The sequence below is a fragment of the Helicobacter cinaedi CCUG 18818 = ATCC BAA-847 genome (assembly GCF_000155475.1).
In the GTDB taxonomy this organism is placed as follows: domain Bacteria; phylum Campylobacterota; class Campylobacteria; order Campylobacterales; family Helicobacteraceae; genus Helicobacter_C; species Helicobacter_C cinaedi.
This window is the reverse complement of record NZ_DS990393.1, coordinates 352,080-370,124: the sequence shown is the minus strand read 5'-3', so window position 1 is coordinate 370,124 and position 18,045 is coordinate 352,080. Positions and strand designations below refer to the sequence as shown.

Genomic DNA, 18,045 nt, shown 5'->3' with positions numbered 1-18,045 from the left:
GATAGCAATGCCAAAGTATAATCCCCCAAAAAACGCTCAAGCCCTTGAAAAAAAACTTGGTTACACTTTTAAAGATAAAAAGCTCCTGCTTGAAGCCCTTACGCATAAAAGCTGTAAGAATGCCTATAATAATGAACGGCTAGAGTTTTTGGGTGATGCGGTGCTTGACTTGCTTGTGGGGGAGTTTTTATTTAGAAAATTTCCTAGTGCTAAGGAGGGTGAGTTAAGCAAGTTGCGAGCGTGTATTGTCAATGAAAAGGGCTTTATGAAACTTGCAAAATCGCTTGATTTGGGAGCATTTTTGCATATCTCACAGAGTGAAGAGCATAATAAAGGGCGAGAAAAAGCCTCTATCCTTTCAAATGCCTTTGAAGCCTTGATGGGTGCGATTTATTTAGAATCTGAACTGACATTTCTTAAAGATATTGTGTTAAAACTCTTAGAGCAAAATTATGCCAAGATTGATTTACGCTCACTTTTTACAGATTATAAGACTGCTTTGCAAGAGCTTACACAAGCGATTTTTGGGGAGATTCCAACTTATACGCTTGTGAGTGAAAGCGGACCTGATCATCAAAAAAGCTTTGAAATTGCCCTAAGTGTCAATGGGGTGGAATACGCAAGGGCAAAAGGCAGCTCAAAAAAAGATGCCCAGCAAAAATCCGCTCAAATTGCTTATGAAAAAATCTCTGCCCTATACAAAAATAATCATCAAAACAATGATAAGGAGAGATGATGAATACTTTTGGTATAGCCTTGCGTATAACTACTTTTGGAGAATCTCACGGCGAGGGTATAGGCTGTGTGATTGATGGACTTCCTGCGGGGCTAAAAATAGATGAAGCCTTTATAGAATCTATGATGAAAAGACGCGCTCCGGGGCTTAATCGCTTCTCTACCCAACGCAAAGAAGCCGATAAGGTGCAGATTCTAAGTGGTGTGTTTGAAGGCATTAGCACAGGCACACCTATATGCTTATGGATAGCTAATACTTCAAGCAAGAGTAGCGATTATGATAATATTAAAGACATTTTCCGTCCCGGACACGCTGATTTTACATATTTTAAAAAATATGGACTGCGAGATTATCGCGGTGGTGGGAGAAGCTCAGCCAGAGAGAGTGCTGCAAGAGTAGCCGCTGGGGCAATTGCTAAGCTTTTATTGCAAGAATTTAATATACAAGTAAGAAGTGGAATCTGCTCCATCGGCGATGTTGTAGGCGGTGAATTTGATTTTGAATACGCCAAAAATAGTGAGATTTACGCCCTTGATAAGCAAAAAGAAGACGCCCAAAAAGCCCTTATAGAATCTGCGAAAAACGCACATAATAGTGTGGGTGGCGTGGCTTTGATAGAGGCAAGTGGGTTGCCTGTCGGTTTAGGAGAGCCACTTTATCATAAGCTTGATGGGGCAATCGCAGAAGCACTTATGGGACTAAATGCAGTCAAAGCAGTGGAAATAGGCGATGGAATCTTATCAAGCACACAATATGGCAATGAACATAATGATGAAATGGATAAAAAAGGCTTTAAAACAAATCATAGCGGCGGGATTCTAGGCGGTATTAGCAATGGCAATATTGTGAGAGTAAAGGCTCATTTTAAGCCCACACCGAGCATTTTTCTGCCCCAAGACACGCTTGATGTCAATGGTAAGCAACAGGTATGCAAGATTAAAGGGCGACACGATCCTTGCGTAGCGGTGCGTGGCAGTGTGGTGGCTGAATCTATGGTGGCTCTTGTCATTGCGGATATGCTTTTATTGCATACCACTTCACAACTTAGCTTTCTCAAAAAGGTGTATTTGAGCGAGTTATAGCTGTTTTAAAGCAAGAAGATTCTATAATCCCACTCTTATAAGGAGAGATAATGATAACACTCAAAGAAGCACTCACAAAAAGCGAATATGAACTCAAAGAAATTAAGCGAGATATAAGAGAAAAGCTCAAGCAAAATATGGAGCTAAATGCCTATATCGGCGAGATAATGGAGAGCCAAACAAGTGGTGTGCCAATTCTTATAAAAGATAATATTAATGTGAAGGGTTGGGAAATCACTTGTGGAAGCAAGATTTTAAAAGGCTATATCTCCCCTTACAATGCCTCTGTGATAGAAAAACTTCATAAAAATAAAATGTGTGGTTTTGGACGCGCAAATATGGACGAATTTGCTATGGGTAGCACTTCAGAATCTAGCTGTTATGGGCGAGTGAAAAATCCCCTTGATGCCTCTCGTGTCCCCGGTGGAAGTAGTGGCGGCAGTGCTGCGGCGGTGGTGGGCGGACTTGCTATTGCCTCTTTGGGGAGTGATACAGGCGGGTCTATTAGACAACCGGCTGGATTTTGTGGCTGTGTGGGGCTAAAGCCAAGCTATGGGCGGGTTAGTCGTTATGGGCTTGTGGCGTATAGCTCAAGCTTAGATCAAATAGGACCAATTACGCAAAATGTAGAAGATGCTGCCCTTTTGCTAGATGCCATTAGTGGCTATGATAATTTAGATTCTACAAGTGCTAATCTCCCTGCATTACATACTTTTAGGGATTTAGATTCTAATAAACGCTATAAAATTGCTGTGTTAAAAGATTTTCTTAAAGATGCGACACAAGAAGTGCAAGATGCGTATTATCAAACTATTAAGATTCTAGAATCTATGGGGCATAGCATTGTGGAGAAGTCTATGCTAGATACGCGTTATCATATCTCGGCATACTATATCATCTGCACGGCTGAGGCAAGTTCCAACCTTGCACGATTTGATGGGGTGCGATATGGCACAAGGGCAAAGGCGGAGAATCTCAAAGAAGTGTATTTGAATACGCGGAGTGAGTATTTTGGCGATGAGGTCAAAAGGCGGATTTTGCTTGGGAGCTTTGTGCTAAGCAGTGGATATTATGATGCGTATTATCTTAAAGCCCAAAAAGTGCGAGAAAAGATTTGTGCTGATTATGAAGCGATTTTGAATGAATGCGATAGTATTTTACTCCCCATTGCGCCAACTCTACCGCCAAAATTTGGCACTTCTCACTCTCCGCTTGAAATGTATTTGAGTGATATTTATACTATTGGGGTAAATCTTGCTGGGCTTCCTGCGATATGTATCCCTACAATGAAAAATGCTGAAGGCTTAAGTGTGGGAATGCAGTTTATCGGTGGGAAGTTTGAGGAGCAGACAATCCTTAATATCGCCTATGGCTTGGAAAAAGAACTACAAAATTGAGACTACACAAAACTCTTACGCGGATTCAAAAAAATGAAAGGATTTGAAAAATGAAAATACGACAAAAAGCCCTAACTTTTGAAGATGTTTTGCTTATTCCGGCGTATTCGGAGATTCTCCCCCAAGATGTCAGCACTCAAACAATGCTAAGTAAGAATACTTCGCTTAATATCCCCCTTGTGAGTGCGGCAATGGATACCGTTACAGAATCTTGCACTGCTATTGCTATGGCGAGACTTGGGGGCATTGGCATTATTCATAAAAATATGGACATTGCCTCACAAGTAGAGCAGATTAAACGCGTGAAAAAAAGTGAAAGTGGCGTGATTGTTGATCCTATTTATATTCGTGCGGATAACACGCTTGCCGATGCCAAGGCGATTACGGATAATTATAAAATCTCTGGTGTGCCTGTTGTTGATGAGTATGGCAAACTTATTGGAATCTTAACCAACCGCGATGTCCGCTTTGAGCAGGATTTAAACAAACGCGTTGGGGATTTGATGACAAAAGATTCTCTTATCACGGCTAAGGTTGGCACAACGCTTGAAGAGGCTAAGGAGATTATGCATAAGCACAGGATTGAAAAGCTCCCTATTGTTGATGAAAACTACACATTAAAGGGGCTAATTACCATTAAGGATATTCAAAAAAGGATAGAGTATCCAAACTCGTGTAAAGATAGCTTTGGGCGGTTAAAAGTGGGTGCTGCTATTGGTGTAAAGCAGTTTGATAGAGCAGAGGCTTTGACAAATGCTGGGGCTGATGTGTTGGTGCTAGATTCAGCACACGGGCATTCCATTAATGTGTTAAAGACTTTGGAGATGATTAAATCAAAACTTGCCATTGATGTGGTAGTAGGCAATGTCGTAACGCCTGAAGCCACAAGGGATTTAATCAATGCTGGGGCAGATGGCGTGAAAGTCGGCATAGGTCCGGGAAGTATCTGCACCACGCGTATTGTAGCCGGTGTGGGTATGCCACAAATTTCAGCCATAGAATCTTGTGCGGAAGTGGCAAGAAAGCATAATGTCCCACTGATTGCCGATGGAGGCATAAAATATTCTGGCGATATTGCCAAAGCCTTAGCCGTTGGGGCATCGTGTGTGATGATAGGCAGTCTCTTAGCCGGCACAGAAGAATCCCCGGGTGATCTTATCATCTATCAAGGCAGGCAATATAAAAGCTATCGCGGTATGGGCAGTATGGGGGCAATGACTCGTGGTAGTGCCGATAGATACTTCCAAGAAGGCACAGCCCAAGATAAGCTCGTGCCTGAAGGGGTTGAGGGCAGAGTGCCTTATCGCGGAAAAGTGGGCGATGTGGTGCATCAGCTTATCGGTGGGCTTAAATCATCAATGGGCTATTTGGGAAGCAAGGATATTGCGACATTGTGGGAGAAGGCGGAGTTTGTGGAGATTACTTCAGCGGGACTTAGAGAATCTCATGTGCATGATGTGGATATTACCAAAGAAGCACCAAATTATCACGGATAGGCTAAGGGGCAGGATATGGCAGAAGAAGTTTTACTCAATTTAGATTCACAAGATTCACAAATTCCGCAAGAATCGCAAGAAGATGAGTTTGAAACTATGCTAGAAAAGGCTAAGGCTGTGTTAAATAAGCTTAACTCACAAGAGGTTACGCTGAAAGAATCTCTTGCTTTATATGAAAGTGGTATGCGTTATCTCAAAGATGCACAAGAAATCCTAGAACAAGCTCAACTGCAATACCAAGAATTTAAAGACTAAGAATGGAGCTTGTAGCCTATATCACGCAGTCAAATAGCGTTGCTGTGTTTTTGCTGCTTGTGGCACGATTTAGCGGGGTGTTTGCGTTTTTCCCTTTTTTTGATAATCAGCTTATCAGCATCAATGTCCGTGCAGCAATGGTGTTTTTTATGAGCGTGGCATTTTATCCTTTAGCGTCTTATACTTTGCCTGATATGAGTATGGTAGAGTTTTTATTTGCTGCACTTTTTGAGATTCTGCTAGGTTTTTTGGCTTCTGTTTGTTTGCAGATTGTTTTTGCAATGCTAAGTTTTGGTGGGGAGCTTATAAGCTTTACTATGGGGCTTACAATGGCAAGTGCTTATGATCCAGTTAGCGGTACGCAAAAGCCCATAGTAGCCCAGCTTATAGCCATTTTGGGTTTGCTTATTGCTTTGAGTTTGGATTTTCATCACACTATTTTTCTTATTATCTCGCATAGTATTCAAGCTACACCGCTTGGGGGCTTTGTCTTTGAGCCAAAGAGTGTGGAGTATTTTATTAAGGCATTTGGGAATATCTTTGCTGTGGGCTTTTCTATGGCTTTTCCTATTTTAGCCATTATTTTGCTTTCAGATATTATTTTTGGAATGATTATGAAAACGCACCCGCAGTTTAATCTCCTAGCCATCGGTTTTCCTGTGAAAATCGCCATTGCCTTTGTGGTGCTCTTTCTTACCATTTCAAGCATTATTTTTACATTTAAAAATGAACTTGCCAAAGCGTTTTTGGCAGTTGGAAAAATATTTTTGGAGCAGTAAAATAAAGCAGAAAATGTGGGGATTTGTAGAATCTAAGCGGATTCTACAATGCTAAATTATTTCTTAAATGTCGCTTTTGTATTCTCTTTCTGAATGATAAGTGTATCGCCGTTAATGCTTAGCTCACTTGAGCCATCGGCAAATACTTTAATCAGGCTATCCTCTATTGCCATACTTTTTTCATCACACATTTTGCGTGTCATACCCACACCTTCAACCACAAGCATTTTGTCTTTCAAAGTATAGTTTCCAAAGAAAGCATTGCACCCAGCATTGCCATTCAGTTTGCTTCCATCAAAAGTTGCAAACGCAGGATTTTCAGGCTCATCTAAACTGATTTCCGTGCCATTGCTATTGAGAGAGACAAGATTCCATTTTGCGATAATCTCTTTTTGTGAATCTTGCCCACAGCCTACCATTAATGCTCCAAAAATCCCAAAAGCTATAACCTTGCTTTTTATAGATTTCATACAAACTCCTTATTTTTTTAGCTTAAACTTAAACTAACACCCCTATTCTTGCCATTCTAACTCTTTGAAAGCCTCTTTAATGCTTGAATGCACCAAAATTTGACTGACAAATGTATAGCCAGAGTTATCATTTTTAATCTTTAGTCGCAATTCCCTTTTGCCTTTAAGGCTTTGGGAATGAGCTTTAAGCTTTTCTAAGATTCCATTCTCCACACAAGAGCTATCCACTACCACGCACAAAGGTGTGCAGACATCAAGCTCACTTGGTCGCATATCAAGGGGGATAATTTTTTTGACTTTCATCTTCGCTTTGTTTGGTTTTATACTTTGGTTCTATGGGCTTTTCTGTCACGGCTTGTTCAAAGGTAAAAATCTCTAGAATCCTAACATTGAGTCGCTCCTCACGCTCTTCAATCTTACACTTCAACACCAAAGGATTATCTAGATTCAGCCCCTCTAGAATCTCAAGGTGCTTTTCAAATACCATAAATTCAATTTTCCCCCCATAGTCCAAAAAGTCAATTGTCCCAAAGGGTTTGCCAGTTTTTTTGCTGATTTTTCGTTTAATATCTAAAATCTTTCCTACAAGCATACAAGTGGAGTTAAGCTCTAAATCCTCTAGCTCAACACTCTTAACCACACCTTTAATCTTATCTAGCTTCTCTTTAAAATCATCAAGCGGATGTCCGGAGATGTAGATTCCCATACATTCATATTCATAATCAAGCAAAGTGCGTATGTCATATTCAGGCTTATCTTGGATAGGCAAATGCACATTGATTTCCACGCCACCTTCTCCAAAAAGGGAATTGCTCATCATCTCGTGTGCCTTATCCTTTTCACGCCCCTTATCACAAAGCAAGTCAATGTTTTCAAGCATTGTATGGCGGGAAAATCCAAGCCCATCTAGCCCACCAGATTTAATAAGCGGCTCTAAAGAGCGTTTTGTCATTTTTGAAAAATCAACCCTTGCGATAAAATCCTCTACATTTTTATACTCGCCATTTTTTTCTCGATCTGTGATGATGTTTTCAATAGGTGATTCGCCTAAGCCCTTAATCGCACTTAGCCCAAAGATGATTTTTTTCACCCCATCAAACTCACCCACACCAAAGTCATTTTCAGAAATATTAATATGTGGTGGGATTATCTCAATGCCAAGTGATTTTACTTCATTGATATATTTTGCCACAGATTCTACTTTGCGTGTCTCGCTTGTCAGCATTGCTGCCATAAATTCGTGTTCGTAGTAGGTTTTTAAATATGCGGTTTGATAGGTTATCATCGCGTAAGCCGCAGAGTGAGATTTATTAAATCCATATCCAGCAAATTTAACAATAAGCTCCCACAAGTCCTCTGCCTTAGTGCGATTGTAGCCCTGCTTCTCCGCCCCATCGGCAAATTCTTTTTTTAGTCGCAACATCTCATCTAGCTTCTTTTTCCCCATTGCCCTTCGCACCAAATCCGCCCCACCGAGTGAAAATCCACCGATAGTTTGCACGATTTGCATAACCTGCTCTTGATAAACAATCACACCATAAGTTGGCTTTAAAATCGGCTCTAATGCGTTAAAAGCATAAGTGATGCTCGCTAAGCCGTGCTTGCGATTGACAAAGTCATCAAGCATACCAGATTCCATAGGTCCGGGGCGATAGAGAGCAAGCATTGCTATAATATCTTCAAAATTACTCGGCTTTAGCCTTTTGGCTAGGGCTTGCATACCTTCAGATTCTATTTGGAAGAGTCCTAGTGTGCTGCCGCTTTGGATTGTCTCATAGACTTTAGAATCTTCCATATCCATTGTGCTAAAGTCAATATCCACACCATAGCGTTTTTTCACTAGTTTAATCGCATCACTTATCACATCAAGCGTCTTTAATCCCAAAAAGTCAAATTTAATCAAATCAACCGGCTCAAGCCAATTCATTGAATACTGCACTGCTACGCCATTCATCTTATCATTTGTATAAAGCGGCACCTTATTCCATAGCTCATCATTAGAATCTATCACAATAGCCGCCGCGTGAAGCCCTGTATTTCGCTTTAGCCCCTCTAGCAACACGGCATAGTCCCACACCTGCTTAGCCAAAGGATTTCTCTCCACAAGCTCTTTTATCTTTGGCTCTTTCTCCCACGCACCATCTTTTTCCTTACCATCTTTGCCTGCTTGTTTAGTGAGTGTAATGCCAAGCTCATTTGGGATAAGTTTAGCAAAGCCATCGGCATCTTTAAGGGGCATATCAAGAACGCGTGCGACATCGCGTATCACACCTTTAGCCAAAAGCGAGTTAAAAGTAACGACTTGGGCGACATTAAACTTCCCATAAGTGTTTGAAACATACTCTATAAGCTCTTGTCGACGCTCTTGAGAGAAGTCCATATCAATATCAGGCATACTCACCCGCTCTGGATTCAAAAATCGCTCAAAAAGCAAATCATATTTGAGTGGATCAATATTTGTAATCTTAAGTGCGTAGGCTACAAGGCTTCCCGCTGCCGAGCCACGCCCGGGACCTACCGGTATGCCATTTTGTTTAGCAAAATTTACAAAATCCCATACAATCAGCATATAGCCCGGAAACTTCATAGAGTTGATAATCTCTATCTCTCGCTCTAATCGATCCTTGTAAGTTTGGTGCTTAGATTCAGCGATATGCTCTAATCGCTCCTTTAAGCCCTCCCTACATTTGAAAGCAAAATAAGCCGCATCGTCAATAGATTCTAATTCGCAGTTGAGAATCTGCGGGAGATTCTCTTTCTTAGCGTATTCTTGCGTTCTTTTAAAGTTTGGCGGAGTGGCAGGGGAATGCTCTAAAATCACTTCTCCGGTGTGCTTATTTTTTATCTCAATATTTTTTAGATTGAGATTTAGGCGGCATTTTTGTGCGATTTCTTGTGTGTTTTCTAGCACTTCAGGCACATCAAGGAATAGCTGTGCCATTTGCTGTGGGGATTTAACATAAAATTCTTTTACCGAATGCTTTAGTCTGTCTTTGTCATTGAGCGTTTTGCCCATAGCCACGCACATTGCGATTTCTTGTGCTTTAGCGTCTTTTTGAAAAGTGTAGTGCGTATCATTTGTCGCAATGACTTTAATATCTAGCTCCCTGCCAAGTCTTAGAATCTGCTCATCTAAAAAAAGCTGATCATTTATGCCGTGTCGCATAATCTCAAGGTAAAAATCCTCCCCAAAAATATCCTTATACTCTAGGGCAACTTCTTTTGCCATTTCATAGCCCTTTGCCCCAAACTGCACATTGCGAGGATTATTCGTATTTAGCTGCCAATTCACTTCACCTTGTAAGCACGCAGAAGAGCACACAAGCCCTTCACTTCTTTCCCTTAAAAGCCTTTTATTGATACGCGGGTAATAATAAAAGCCATTGATAAAGGCTTGAGAGCTAAGATACATTAGATTCTTATAGCCCACTTCATTTTTCGCAAAAAGGCAGAGATGGAATCGCTGCTTTATGCTTTTATCATTCAGCTCATCGCCATTGTGGATATACGCCTCCATACCGATAATGGGATTTAGCCCCTCTTCTTTCATACTCACATAAAAATCTAACGCCCCAAACATATTGCCGTGATCAGTAACTGCCACAGATTCCATACCTAGCTCACGAATGCGTTTAGCAAGGTTTTTAATCTTATTTGCCCCATCAAGCAAGGAATATTCTGTATGTAAGTGAAGATGTGTAAAGTTCATTGTAAATCCTTTGTGTTTATAAAATTTGAGGCTTAAAAAAAGTGGGGGAATTATAAGATAAACTTGTTGAGAATTAGTTAAAGTGAGAAGGATTCTTATAAGAATGTGGAAGTTGGAATCTGGTATCCAACAGATTTGTAAGTGGCTCTCACTTAAGGTGCGCTTTTAAGCGTATTAAGTTAAATCTCGCAAAGGAGCGTAAGCTACCGAATTAGAATCTAATTTTTAAAGAGTGAGCTAAGGGCGTCTAGTCCGCTTTTTTGTGCCGTGTTTTCACTTGGAGTTGTGGTATTAGAATCTGCTTTGGAATCCCCCGTATTTGGCGTGTCAATCTCGCATAGTTCAATATCGCAATCACATAGCATACTTGCAAGGCGGATGTTCACACCCCCCTTGCCGATAGCCTTGCTTTTTTGATCGCTTTTGATCAGCACGATAGCCTTTTTTCTTTCATTTTTCTCTTTTTCGCCCTCCATATTTTCACGCTCACTTTGCTCTATATTTTGCTCTTGTATTTTTACACTTAGGATTTGAGCAGGCGTCAAGGCTTTAGCGATAAATATCTCTAGTGTGCTGTGATATTCTACGCAGTCAATATTTTCATTTGCTAGCTCTTTGCTGACTGCATTTATCCGCACACCCTTTACACCCACACAGCAACCGATAGGATCAATTCTAGGATTATTGGAATATACCGCTACCTTTGCTCTATCGCCGGGGATTCTCGCACTTTTAAAAATCATTACTTCATTATCTTTAATCTCTGGGACTTCTAACGCTAAAAGCTCTTCTAAAAATTTTGGCGTGGTGCGAGATAGCTCCACTTGTAGCCCATTTTTGTTAATGCCAACAAATTTTAGCACCGCACGAATGGTATCGCCAACCTTGAAACTCTCGCCCTTTATGCGATTTTTCTGCGGTAGCAGGGCACGGATAGAATCGATTTCTACAAAGGTATTGCCACGCTCATCAACACCCACAACCTGCCCATTGACGATTTTGCCAAGTTGGGCGCGAAAGCCTTGTAGAATCTGATCTTCAATGGAGCGTTGCAAATTGTATTCAAGATTCAAAAAAAGCTTGTTGATTGCCCCACGGCTCATCTCATCAAGCTGCAATTCACAATCTAGCTCATCGCCTACACTCACATCGCCAAACTCCTTAGCTTGAGACAAGGGGATTGAAGTAGCTAAATCTTCTTCTGTGAGTTTTACATCATCAGCACAGACTTTTTTGCGGTAAAAAAGCTTTAATATCCGCTCTTTTACATCTGGCTCAACAATGTAGTGATAAAGGGGATTAATCTCTTCTTGTGCGATTTTGATTAAGCCATTTTTGACAATCTCTAAAACCACGCCATTATCTAGCCCCTTGTCATACGCAATTAAATCAATAATATCTAAAATCTTTTCCATAAACACTAGCTCCTATTGTGCGTGGATTGCCCCTGCCGTTGTGGCTTTAAGATAGCTCTAGTTGCTTGAGTCTAGGGATTGTATATACTATCTTTTGGGATTCTTTGTGAGAAGAGCGGAGATTATAATAAATTTTTGCTTAAAGTTTTACAAATATGCCTATTTTTAGCTATAATGTGGGGTTTATCTTGTTTTAGAGGCAAAAGGAGCAATATGAAAATTTTAGTGATACAAGGACCAAATCTCAATATACTAGGGCATAGAGAGCCACATATTTATGGAAATTTCACACTTGAGCAAATTCACACAAATCTTCAAAATCAAGCTAAACAAAACAACGCAAGTTTAGAGTTTTTCCAAAGTAATTTTGAAGGCGAGATTATTGATAAACTTCAGGAGTGTATAGGCGGAGAGTATGTCGGCGTGATTATCAACCCTGCGGCATTTTCACACACTTCCATTGCTATTGCTGATGCGATAGCAAGCTGTGGTGTGCCTGTGATCGAAGTGCATATTAGCAATATCCACGCACGAGAGGAGTTTAGGAGTAAAAGCTATACGGGGGCTGTGAGTGCTGGAGTAATCACGGGATTTGGTGCTTTTGGCTATCATTTAGCGTTAATGGGAATCTTGCAAATTGCAAATGAAGTGCAAGCCTACAAAGCACAACAAGCCGATCAGGCACAGCAAAAATGATGCAACCTTATTTTATCCTTGATGAAAACGCACAATATTATGAGTGTGGCTTTAGCTGTGATAATGCTATTGTCGTGCGTGTGGAGGATACGCGATTTTTCATTACAGATTCCCGCTACACCCTTGAAGCAAAGCAGTTTTGCAATAAGCACACAGAAGTGATAGATTCAAATGACTTTATTCAGAGTTTGCTCGGCATAGTCAGTAGGCTTAGCCTAAAGCAGATTATATTTAATCCCCAAGAGCTGAATGTGGCGATGTATGAGAAGATCCTTTCATCTCTTAGTGCGATAAAATGTGAGCTTATCTCAAAACCAAACTTTCATCAGCAACTAAGAATCTATAAGAGTGAGAAAGAAATTGCCCTCATTGCCATTTCACAAAAGCTTAACAAAAAAGCCTTCAAAGCCTTTGCTAAATATGTTTCTAAGATTCTAAAACAAACCCCGAATGAAAAAGAGCTGCATTATCAAGCTAAGCAGATTCTAAGCAATTTTGGTAGGTATGATTTGAGCTTTGATCCTATTGTTGGCATTAATGAGAATGGAGCAAAACCTCACGCACTGCCTTCTACTAAATGTATTTTAAAAAAGAATGATATTTTGCTTTTTGATGCGGGGGTTAAATATAAGCGGTATTGCTCGGATATGACGAGAACAGCTGCTGTGGGCAAAGATATACATTTTGGTAAGGAGCAGAAGTTTAAAAATAAGCTTCATAGCAAGATTTATGATATTGTGTTAAAGGCTCAAGAAAAGGCCATAAGCAAGGCAAGAAGCGGTATGAGCGGCAAGGAGATTGACGCACTTGCAAGAGCTGAGATTGAAAAAAGTGGCTATGGGAAGTATTTTGTCCATAGCACGGGACACGGCGTGGGCTTAGACATACACGAGCTGCCGCGTATTTCACGCTTGAGTGAGGATAGGATTGAAGATAATATGGTTTTTTCCATTGAGCCGGGCATTTATCTCCCCAATGAATTTGGCGTAAGAATTGAAGATTTGGTTGTGATGAAAAATGGACGCGCAGAGATTTTGTAGGAGAGAATCTTAGAATCTTGAAGCTAAATTCTAGACTTAAAGCTTGAGATTCAGGGCTTAAAAGGGCAAAAATAAAGATGAAAGAGCAAACCCCCACACTTTTACATATCGCACAAAGTGGCGATTTAAGTCTGCTTAACGCCTATATCACCAAGCGATATGCGATTAATATGGACTTTTTCTCAACCCTTAATCCCAAGCTTTACAATGAACTCCAAGCTAAACCTAGTCAATACACGCTTTATTGTGAGGATAATGAGCTTAATATCATTGATATACAAAATAATAGCTTTGTCTATCCGGTTGAAAATGCCAAGCACACGATGATAGAGCAAAATCTAAGCTTGAGTGAAAATCCTTTAAATAATCCCGCCTTTAGCCTTTATACCAATCATCTAGCCCTGCATAAGCTAGATTCGCAAAAAATCCCGCTTACGGCTGATATTTGTAACCCCATAATTGAGCTTATGCAAAATGAGTTTAGCGGGAGCAATCGCTTTCATCTCCCCAACAACTTCCTACCTAGCAGTACATTTTTTGGGCTTTTGGGCGGTATGTTTTTGCAGTTTTTACTTGAAAAGGGCTATTTTTTTCACTCACTGCTACTTTTTGAAGAAGATATTGATTTATTTAGAATCTCGCTTTATTTTGTGGATTATCCCCTTTTGTTTGAATCTGTGAGTGATCGTTCTTGCTACCTCTTTGTCAAGGATTTGTTGCATAAGGATTTTGTGCAAAATTACTTCACGCAAAGACGCATTACAAATAATTTTCTCCGCCTAGAATTGCAGCTCTATGATAGCCCAAAGATTGAAGCTGTTAGGGATAATGTCGCACAGGCTTATGCGATTAATTCAAGGGGTTGGGGGAGCTTTGATGATGAGATGATAGGGGTGAAAAATACCTTTTGTAATCTTAGCAAGAGTGAGATTCTGCCCTATCCCATTTTGCATTTGCCACAAAGGCTTAGTGTGCCAATATGTGTTGTGGGTAATGGGGCGAGTTTAGATTCTCTTTTGCCATTTATCAAAGCAAATATGGATAGAATGATTATTTTTAGCTGTGGGACGGCGTTAAAGCCACTCAAAAACGCAGGGATTATGCCAGATTTTCAAATTGAAATTGAGCGGATTGACTATCTTAAAGGTGTTTTAGAATCTGCGCCTTTGGGGGACACGACACTGCTTTGTGGGAATATGGTGCAGCCAAGTGCTTTAAGCATTGCTAAGGAAGCGTATATGTTTATGCGTGGGGGCAGTGCGAGTGCGTATTTTGGCAGGGCAAAGAGTGTGGTGGAGTTTGCCGCACCTTATGTGGGGAATGCGGGATTTGCCCTTGCGTGTTTATTGAGCGAAGAGGTGCTGATTTGTGGGCTAGATTGCGGGTATATCAAGGGGCGGACAAAACACGCTAAAGGCTCGTTTTATGGCGATGAGCAAAGTGAGATTCCAAAAAATGCCTATGTCGTGCAGGGCAATGCGGAATGTGAGGTCTATGCCGATGCGTTATTTTCACTCTCTGCTACGATGATGAGTAGGGCGATTGAAGTTTTTACTCCAAGGCTTGTGCTGAATCTAGGTGAGGGGGCATATATCCGCGGAAGTCGCTCTGCCAAGACAGATGAGTTTGATTTAGCCAAAGTGGATAAAGCCAAAGCCATAACGGAGCTTAAGGGCTATATGTGTAAGGATAAACACAAGGTGCTAAGTAGCACAGATAGCCATATAGGCGAAGTTAAAGCGTATAAAGAGGCTATTTTACAGGCGATGAAAGTAAGTGTGCGTGGGAAAAGGGAGCTTTTTGAAAGGATTGATAAGATTCAGGCTTTGAGCCTTAAGAAAGTGGCAGAACAGCCATTTGTGGGGGTGCTTTTTGAAGGGAGTATCTCGCATATTTTGCATAGCATAATGCTGTGTGCGTTGCATATCCCAAATGATGATATTGCCTTATTTTATGCGCGATGTGTGGAGCTTGTAGAATCTGGGCTTAATAAAATGGTGATGAGCTACACACTCCTTGCCACAACGCATACAAGCTAGATTCTATACCCACGCAAAAAAAGTAGCCATAAAGCACACAAGCGGTAAGCTTAAACTAAAACACACAAAAAGCAGGGGTAAAATCTTTTGTGTAAAGCGTAAGAGAGTGAGCATAAGCCCAAGGGCAGAGTAGATTAACCCACCTATATGAGCAGATAAAAAGACATCGCGTATGTAAGGCTGAAGCGAAGTAAGCCCTAGCTCATTCATATCTTCTAGCGTGATGAAGCCTTGCGTATAGAGAAAAGATTCTATCTCTGCAAGGAAAAATGTAATCTCTATGTCTTTTACTTCAATAAGTGAGCTAAAAAAGAGTAAAGAGTAGATAAAGCACACCATAAGCCATGCATAGCCCATAAGCATACCGGTTTTAGCAAATCGTCCTTTTTGTGAAAGAAGCATAACTCCTGCTGCAATTCCAATGGGTGCAAGCCAAGTAGGGATGTTTGGGATATTATAAACTCTCCAAAATAAAGAAAAAAGCACAATAAATCCAAGCCCTATAAACAAGCAAAATCGCTGGAATCCAAAAAATTGCTGTTCTTTATAATCTAGCGTGAAGTCAAACATAATGTCCCTTTTGTAAAAATTCCTATAAGACTAAGAATCTCATTAGATTCTTGCAAAAGTGGCATTTTAACAAAAAAATCCCCAAAAATGCATTATCAATTTAGGGATTAAAACTGAATCTGGGAATCAGTTAAGGAGAAAGAGTTATTTGCGAAGCTCTTTGATTCTCGCAGCTTTACCGCGTCTTGTGCGTAGGTAGTAGAGTTTAGCACGGCGGACACGACCAATACGCAATACTTCTATGCTATCCAAACTCTCGCTATAAAGTGGGAAAGTTTTTTCCACACCGATGTTGTTTGCACCCATTTTTCTTGTTGTAAATGTCCTATCTACACCATTTCCGCGTATGGCAATGCACACACCTTCAAAGTGCTGGATTCTGCTCTTATCGCCTTCTTGAATCTTTATGCCTAGGCGGAGTGTGTCTCCAGCTTTAAATTGTGGCACTTTTCTCTCGCCGATCTGTGCTTTATTGAAGCTCTCAATATATCTATTTCTCATAGGCTGTCCTTTCTTTTTGGGTATGCTTTTTTGCTATCCGCCCGGTTGAAATATGGGCTAAAACGCGGTATGTTTGATACAAATCCGGTCTAAAATATTTTGTCTTGCATATCGCCAAGCGTTTTTTTAAGTCGGCGATTTTACTATGATTTCCCTTTGAATACACTGAAGGCACAGCTAAATTTTGTAAATTTTCATTTGGGCTTGTGGTAAATGGCGGACTTTTAGCAAAATTTGGTGCTTCAAGTAAATGTTCCGCAAAGCTCTCCCCCTGCAAAGATTCTGTATTGCCAAGCACACCTTGAATCTGCCTTGCAATACTATCGCATAGCACAAGGGCTGGAAGCTCCCCACCTGTGAGAATACAATCGCTTATGCTAAAGACTTCATCAGCATACATTTCTATGGCGCGTTCATCAAAGCCCTCATATCGCCCACATACAAAGCTTATATGAGATTCTTGGCTTAGGCGTTTAGCGTCATTATTGTTAAAAGGTTTGCCACAAGGGCTTAGAAAGATAATATGGGAACTTTTAAGTGGCGCTAATGCTCTGCTTAATACATCTGCTCTCATCACTTGTCCTGCCCCACCGCTGATTGGCGGCTCATCAACCTTTTGGTATTTATCAAAGGCATAATCACGGATATTGATGGTCTCAATACTGATGAGGTTGGCGTTAATGGCGCGTTTAAGAATAGAATCTGTAAAGTAAGATTCAATGAGTGCGGGAAAAAGGGTCAAAAATGAAAAATGCATTTTGCCCCCTTAGCTTTCTTGCAGGAGTAAAAAGGCGTTTTGTGTTGCTATGCAGTCTGTGCTAATGCTAAGGACATATTGGCTGATATTTGGGATATAAAACTGCTTTGGTAGCCCTTGGGAGATAAGCTCTGTGTGCGTTTGGATAAGAAAATAGTCAATCTTAGCAATACGCTCAATATCTTTCACAACGCCAAGATTCCTTTGTTTTGTATCCGTGGTGTCGCTAATAGCCGTGCCTATGAGTTCCTGCCATAAGATTTCGCCTTTTTTTAGAATCTTTTTGCTTTCTGTCAATGTGGAGTAAAGCTCATAATTGATTAGCTTTGCGGCACTCTCTCTGCTTTCATAGCCTTGAAAAATCACAAGATTCTTTGTTGTGTCAAATGAGTGAATGCGGATTGTATCAAGTGTGGCTTGGGCGTTTGGAGATTGATTAAAAGATATTTGAGCTGGGGATTGTAGATAAAAAGTCGCCTGTGGGGCAAAAATGGAGGGAAAATCGCTCATAATGTGAAGTTTCAACGCTCCATTTACGCCTACAAGCCGCCCAATTTTAGCAACTAAAAGTAGGCAATTTTTATTTGAATGTTCCATTATGTGATGAGTTTAGATTCAATGGGCTTGAATGGCGATTCTATAATTTTTCCCATCTTTAGCTTTTAAGCCTGAAATGAAAGTTTTTAAAGAGCCTACCATTTTGCCATCGCGTCCAATCAAACGCCCGACATCTTGAGGATCAGCAAAAATAGTAATTTCACAAGTATTGTCTTCTAGATTCTCAAGCTTAATCTCTATCGCCTCTGGATTGTTGGCTATCTTTTTTGCATATTCTTTGACAAAATCTTCAACCATCATCGCTTCTTTATTTTGAAGTCAGTTTAGCTACTCTTTCACTCATCTTTGCACCAACGCTTTTCCAATACTCTAATCGTTGTGCATCGTATTTGACAAGTGCAGGTTCAACCAAAGGATTGTAATAACCAAGAGATTCTATCCAGCCACCATCGCGTTTTTTGCGTGAATCTGTAACTACGATACGATAGAAAGGCTTTTTCTTACGCCCCATTTTAGTAAGTCTAATCACTGTTGCCATATTTTGC

At 40.6% G+C, this 18,045-nt stretch carries 17 protein-coding genes and 1 pseudogene; 9 read left to right on the top strand and 9 right to left on the bottom strand.

The features are described 5' to 3' along the window. Nucleotides 1–7: 7 nt before the first annotated feature. The 6 genes from rnc to fliR are packed head-to-tail and all read left to right on the top strand — an operon-like array spanning nt 8 to nt 5,745. Complete coding sequence (rnc, locus tag HCCG_RS09785; protein WP_002957369.1) at nt 8–736, top strand: ribonuclease III; 729 nt, start codon at nt 8–10, stop codon at nt 734–736. Then, nucleotides 736–1,818 (top strand): chorismate synthase, encoded by a 1,083-nt coding sequence (aroC, locus tag HCCG_RS09780; RefSeq protein WP_002957368.1) that lies wholly within the window; start codon nt 736–738, stop codon nt 1,816–1,818. The genes rnc and aroC overlap by 1 nt, the downstream gene beginning before the upstream one ends. A 50-nt stretch (nt 1,819–1,868) precedes the next feature. Next, nucleotides 1,869–3,215: an Asp-tRNA(Asn)/Glu-tRNA(Gln) amidotransferase subunit GatA gene (gatA, locus tag HCCG_RS09775; protein WP_002957367.1), complete on the top strand. Its 1,347-nt coding sequence runs from the start codon at nt 1,869–1,871 to the stop codon at nt 3,213–3,215. Between the two features lie 50 nt (nt 3,216–3,265). Further along, on the top strand, nt 3,266–4,711 hold the full coding sequence (gene guaB, locus HCCG_RS09770; RefSeq protein ID WP_002957366.1) for an IMP dehydrogenase: 1,446 nt from the start codon (nt 3,266–3,268) through the stop codon (nt 4,709–4,711). Nucleotides 4,712–4,726: 15 nt separating this feature from the next. Further along, entirely contained in the window at nt 4,727–4,966 is a 240-nt protein-coding gene (gene xseB, locus HCCG_RS09765; RefSeq protein WP_002957365.1) for an exodeoxyribonuclease VII small subunit, read from the top strand. Nucleotides 4,967–4,968: 2 nt separating this feature from the next. Continuing rightward, nucleotides 4,969–5,745, top strand: coding sequence for a flagellar biosynthetic protein FliR (gene fliR / locus HCCG_RS09760; protein ID WP_002957364.1), 777 nt, complete (start codon nt 4,969–4,971; stop codon nt 5,743–5,745). A 56-nt stretch (nt 5,746–5,801) separates the two neighbouring features. On the opposite strand, the gene HCCG_RS09755 is transcribed toward fliR, so the two are convergent. From HCCG_RS09755 to nusA, 3 genes and pseudogenes are all read right to left on the bottom strand, one after another. Beyond that, nucleotides 5,802–6,215 (bottom strand): META domain-containing protein, encoded by a 414-nt coding sequence (locus HCCG_RS09755; RefSeq protein ID WP_002957363.1) that lies wholly within the window; start codon nt 6,213–6,215, stop codon nt 5,802–5,804. Between the two features lie 42 nt (nt 6,216–6,257). Continuing rightward, nucleotides 6,258–9,924 (bottom strand): annotated as a pseudogene (gene dnaE / locus HCCG_RS09745) (DNA polymerase III subunit alpha). 218 nt (nt 9,925–10,142) lie between these two features. After that, nucleotides 10,143–11,339 carry a transcription termination factor NusA gene (gene nusA / locus HCCG_RS09740; protein WP_002957360.1) on the bottom strand — a complete coding sequence of 399 codons (1,197 nt, stop codon included), beginning with the start codon at nt 11,337–11,339 and terminating at the stop codon, nt 10,143–10,145. A gap of 213 nt (nt 11,340–11,552) precedes the next feature. On the opposite strand from nusA, the gene aroQ reads away from it, so the two are divergent. The 3 genes from aroQ (at nt 11,553) to HCCG_RS09725 (ending at nt 15,114) form a co-directional block, all read left to right on the top strand. Next, a complete protein-coding gene (gene aroQ, locus HCCG_RS09735) occupies nt 11,553–12,035 on the top strand; it encodes a type II 3-dehydroquinate dehydratase (protein WP_002957359.1) in 483 nt (160 codons plus the stop codon). Continuing rightward, entirely contained in the window at nt 12,032–13,075 is a 1,044-nt protein-coding gene (locus HCCG_RS09730; protein WP_015453225.1) for a M24 family metallopeptidase, read from the top strand. The genes aroQ and HCCG_RS09730 overlap by 4 nt, the downstream gene beginning before the upstream one ends. 77 nt (nt 13,076–13,152) lie before the next feature. Continuing rightward, nucleotides 13,153–15,114, top strand: coding sequence for a 6-hydroxymethylpterin diphosphokinase MptE-like protein (locus HCCG_RS09725; protein WP_002957357.1), 1,962 nt, complete (start codon nt 13,153–13,155; stop codon nt 15,112–15,114). Nucleotides 15,115–15,117: 3 nt separating this feature from the next. Here the strand turns inward: HCCG_RS09725 and HCCG_RS09720 are convergent, their stop codons facing one another. The 6 genes from HCCG_RS09720 to rpsP all read right to left on the bottom strand — a co-directional run bounded on the left by HCCG_RS09720 (nt 15,118) and on the right by rpsP (nt 18,038). Beyond that, nucleotides 15,118–15,684 (bottom strand): hypothetical protein, encoded by a 567-nt coding sequence (locus HCCG_RS09720; protein WP_002957356.1) that lies wholly within the window; start codon nt 15,682–15,684, stop codon nt 15,118–15,120. A 144-nt stretch (nt 15,685–15,828) separates the two neighbouring features. Then, nucleotides 15,829–16,185, bottom strand: a complete 357-nt coding sequence (gene rplS, locus HCCG_RS09715; protein WP_002957355.1) for a 50S ribosomal protein L19 — start codon at nt 16,183–16,185, stop codon at nt 15,829–15,831. Continuing rightward, the gene (gene trmD / locus HCCG_RS09710; RefSeq protein WP_002957354.1) at nt 16,175–16,942 is read right to left on the bottom strand and encodes a tRNA (guanosine(37)-N1)-methyltransferase TrmD; all 768 of its coding nucleotides are present in this window, start codon (nt 16,940–16,942) and stop codon (nt 16,175–16,177) included. Before trmD ends, rplS begins: the two co-directional genes overlap by 11 nt. A 9-nt stretch (nt 16,943–16,951) precedes the next feature. Then, nucleotides 16,952–17,539 carry a ribosome maturation factor RimM gene (gene rimM / locus HCCG_RS09705; protein WP_014666269.1) on the bottom strand — a complete coding sequence of 196 codons (588 nt, stop codon included), beginning with the start codon at nt 17,537–17,539 and terminating at the stop codon, nt 16,952–16,954. Nucleotides 17,540–17,557: 18 nt separating this feature from the next. Continuing rightward, complete coding sequence (locus tag HCCG_RS09700; RefSeq protein ID WP_002957352.1) at nt 17,558–17,797, bottom strand: KH domain-containing protein; 240 nt, start codon at nt 17,795–17,797, stop codon at nt 17,558–17,560. A gap of 10 nt (nt 17,798–17,807) precedes the next feature. Continuing rightward, entirely contained in the window at nt 17,808–18,038 is a 231-nt protein-coding gene (gene rpsP, locus HCCG_RS09695; protein ID WP_002957351.1) for a 30S ribosomal protein S16, read from the bottom strand. Nucleotides 18,039–18,045 lie beyond the last annotated feature (7 nt).

What these genes read in the sequence shown, in the direction of transcription:
- rnc (WP_002957369.1), top strand. Translation starts at nt 8, where the DNA reads ATGCCAAAGTATAATCCCCCAAAAAACGCTCAAGCCCTTGAAAAAAAA.
- aroC (WP_002957368.1), top strand. Translation starts at nt 736, where the DNA reads ATGAATACTTTTGGTATAGCCTTGCGTATAACTACTTTTGGAGAATCT.
- gatA (WP_002957367.1), top strand. Translation starts at nt 1,869, where the DNA reads ATGATAACACTCAAAGAAGCACTCACAAAAAGCGAATATGAACTCAAA.
- guaB (WP_002957366.1), top strand. Translation starts at nt 3,266, where the DNA reads ATGAAAATACGACAAAAAGCCCTAACTTTTGAAGATGTTTTGCTTATT.
- xseB (WP_002957365.1), top strand. Translation starts at nt 4,727, where the DNA reads ATGGCAGAAGAAGTTTTACTCAATTTAGATTCACAAGATTCACAAATT.
- fliR (WP_002957364.1), top strand. Translation starts at nt 4,969, where the DNA reads ATGGAGCTTGTAGCCTATATCACGCAGTCAAATAGCGTTGCTGTGTTT.
- HCCG_RS09755 (WP_002957363.1), bottom strand. Translation starts at nt 6,215, where the DNA reads ATGAAATCTATAAAAAGCAAGGTTATAGCTTTTGGGATTTTTGGAGCA.
- nusA (WP_002957360.1), bottom strand. Translation starts at nt 11,339, where the DNA reads ATGGAAAAGATTTTAGATATTATTGATTTAATTGCGTATGACAAGGGG.
- aroQ (WP_002957359.1), top strand. Translation starts at nt 11,553, where the DNA reads ATGAAAATTTTAGTGATACAAGGACCAAATCTCAATATACTAGGGCAT.
- HCCG_RS09730 (WP_015453225.1), top strand. Translation starts at nt 12,032, where the DNA reads ATGATGCAACCTTATTTTATCCTTGATGAAAACGCACAATATTATGAG.
- HCCG_RS09725 (WP_002957357.1), top strand. Translation starts at nt 13,153, where the DNA reads ATGAAAGAGCAAACCCCCACACTTTTACATATCGCACAAAGTGGCGAT.
- HCCG_RS09720 (WP_002957356.1), bottom strand. Translation starts at nt 15,684, where the DNA reads ATGTTTGACTTCACGCTAGATTATAAAGAACAGCAATTTTTTGGATTC.
- rplS (WP_002957355.1), bottom strand. Translation starts at nt 16,185, where the DNA reads ATGAGAAATAGATATATTGAGAGCTTCAATAAAGCACAGATCGGCGAG.
- trmD (WP_002957354.1), bottom strand. Translation starts at nt 16,942, where the DNA reads ATGCATTTTTCATTTTTGACCCTTTTTCCCGCACTCATTGAATCTTAC.
- rimM (WP_014666269.1), bottom strand. Translation starts at nt 17,539, where the DNA reads ATGGAACATTCAAATAAAAATTGCCTACTTTTAGTTGCTAAAATTGGG.
- HCCG_RS09700 (WP_002957352.1), bottom strand. Translation starts at nt 17,797, where the DNA reads ATGGTTGAAGATTTTGTCAAAGAATATGCAAAAAAGATAGCCAACAAT.
- rpsP (WP_002957351.1), bottom strand. Translation starts at nt 18,038, where the DNA reads ATGGCAACAGTGATTAGACTTACTAAAATGGGGCGTAAGAAAAAGCCT.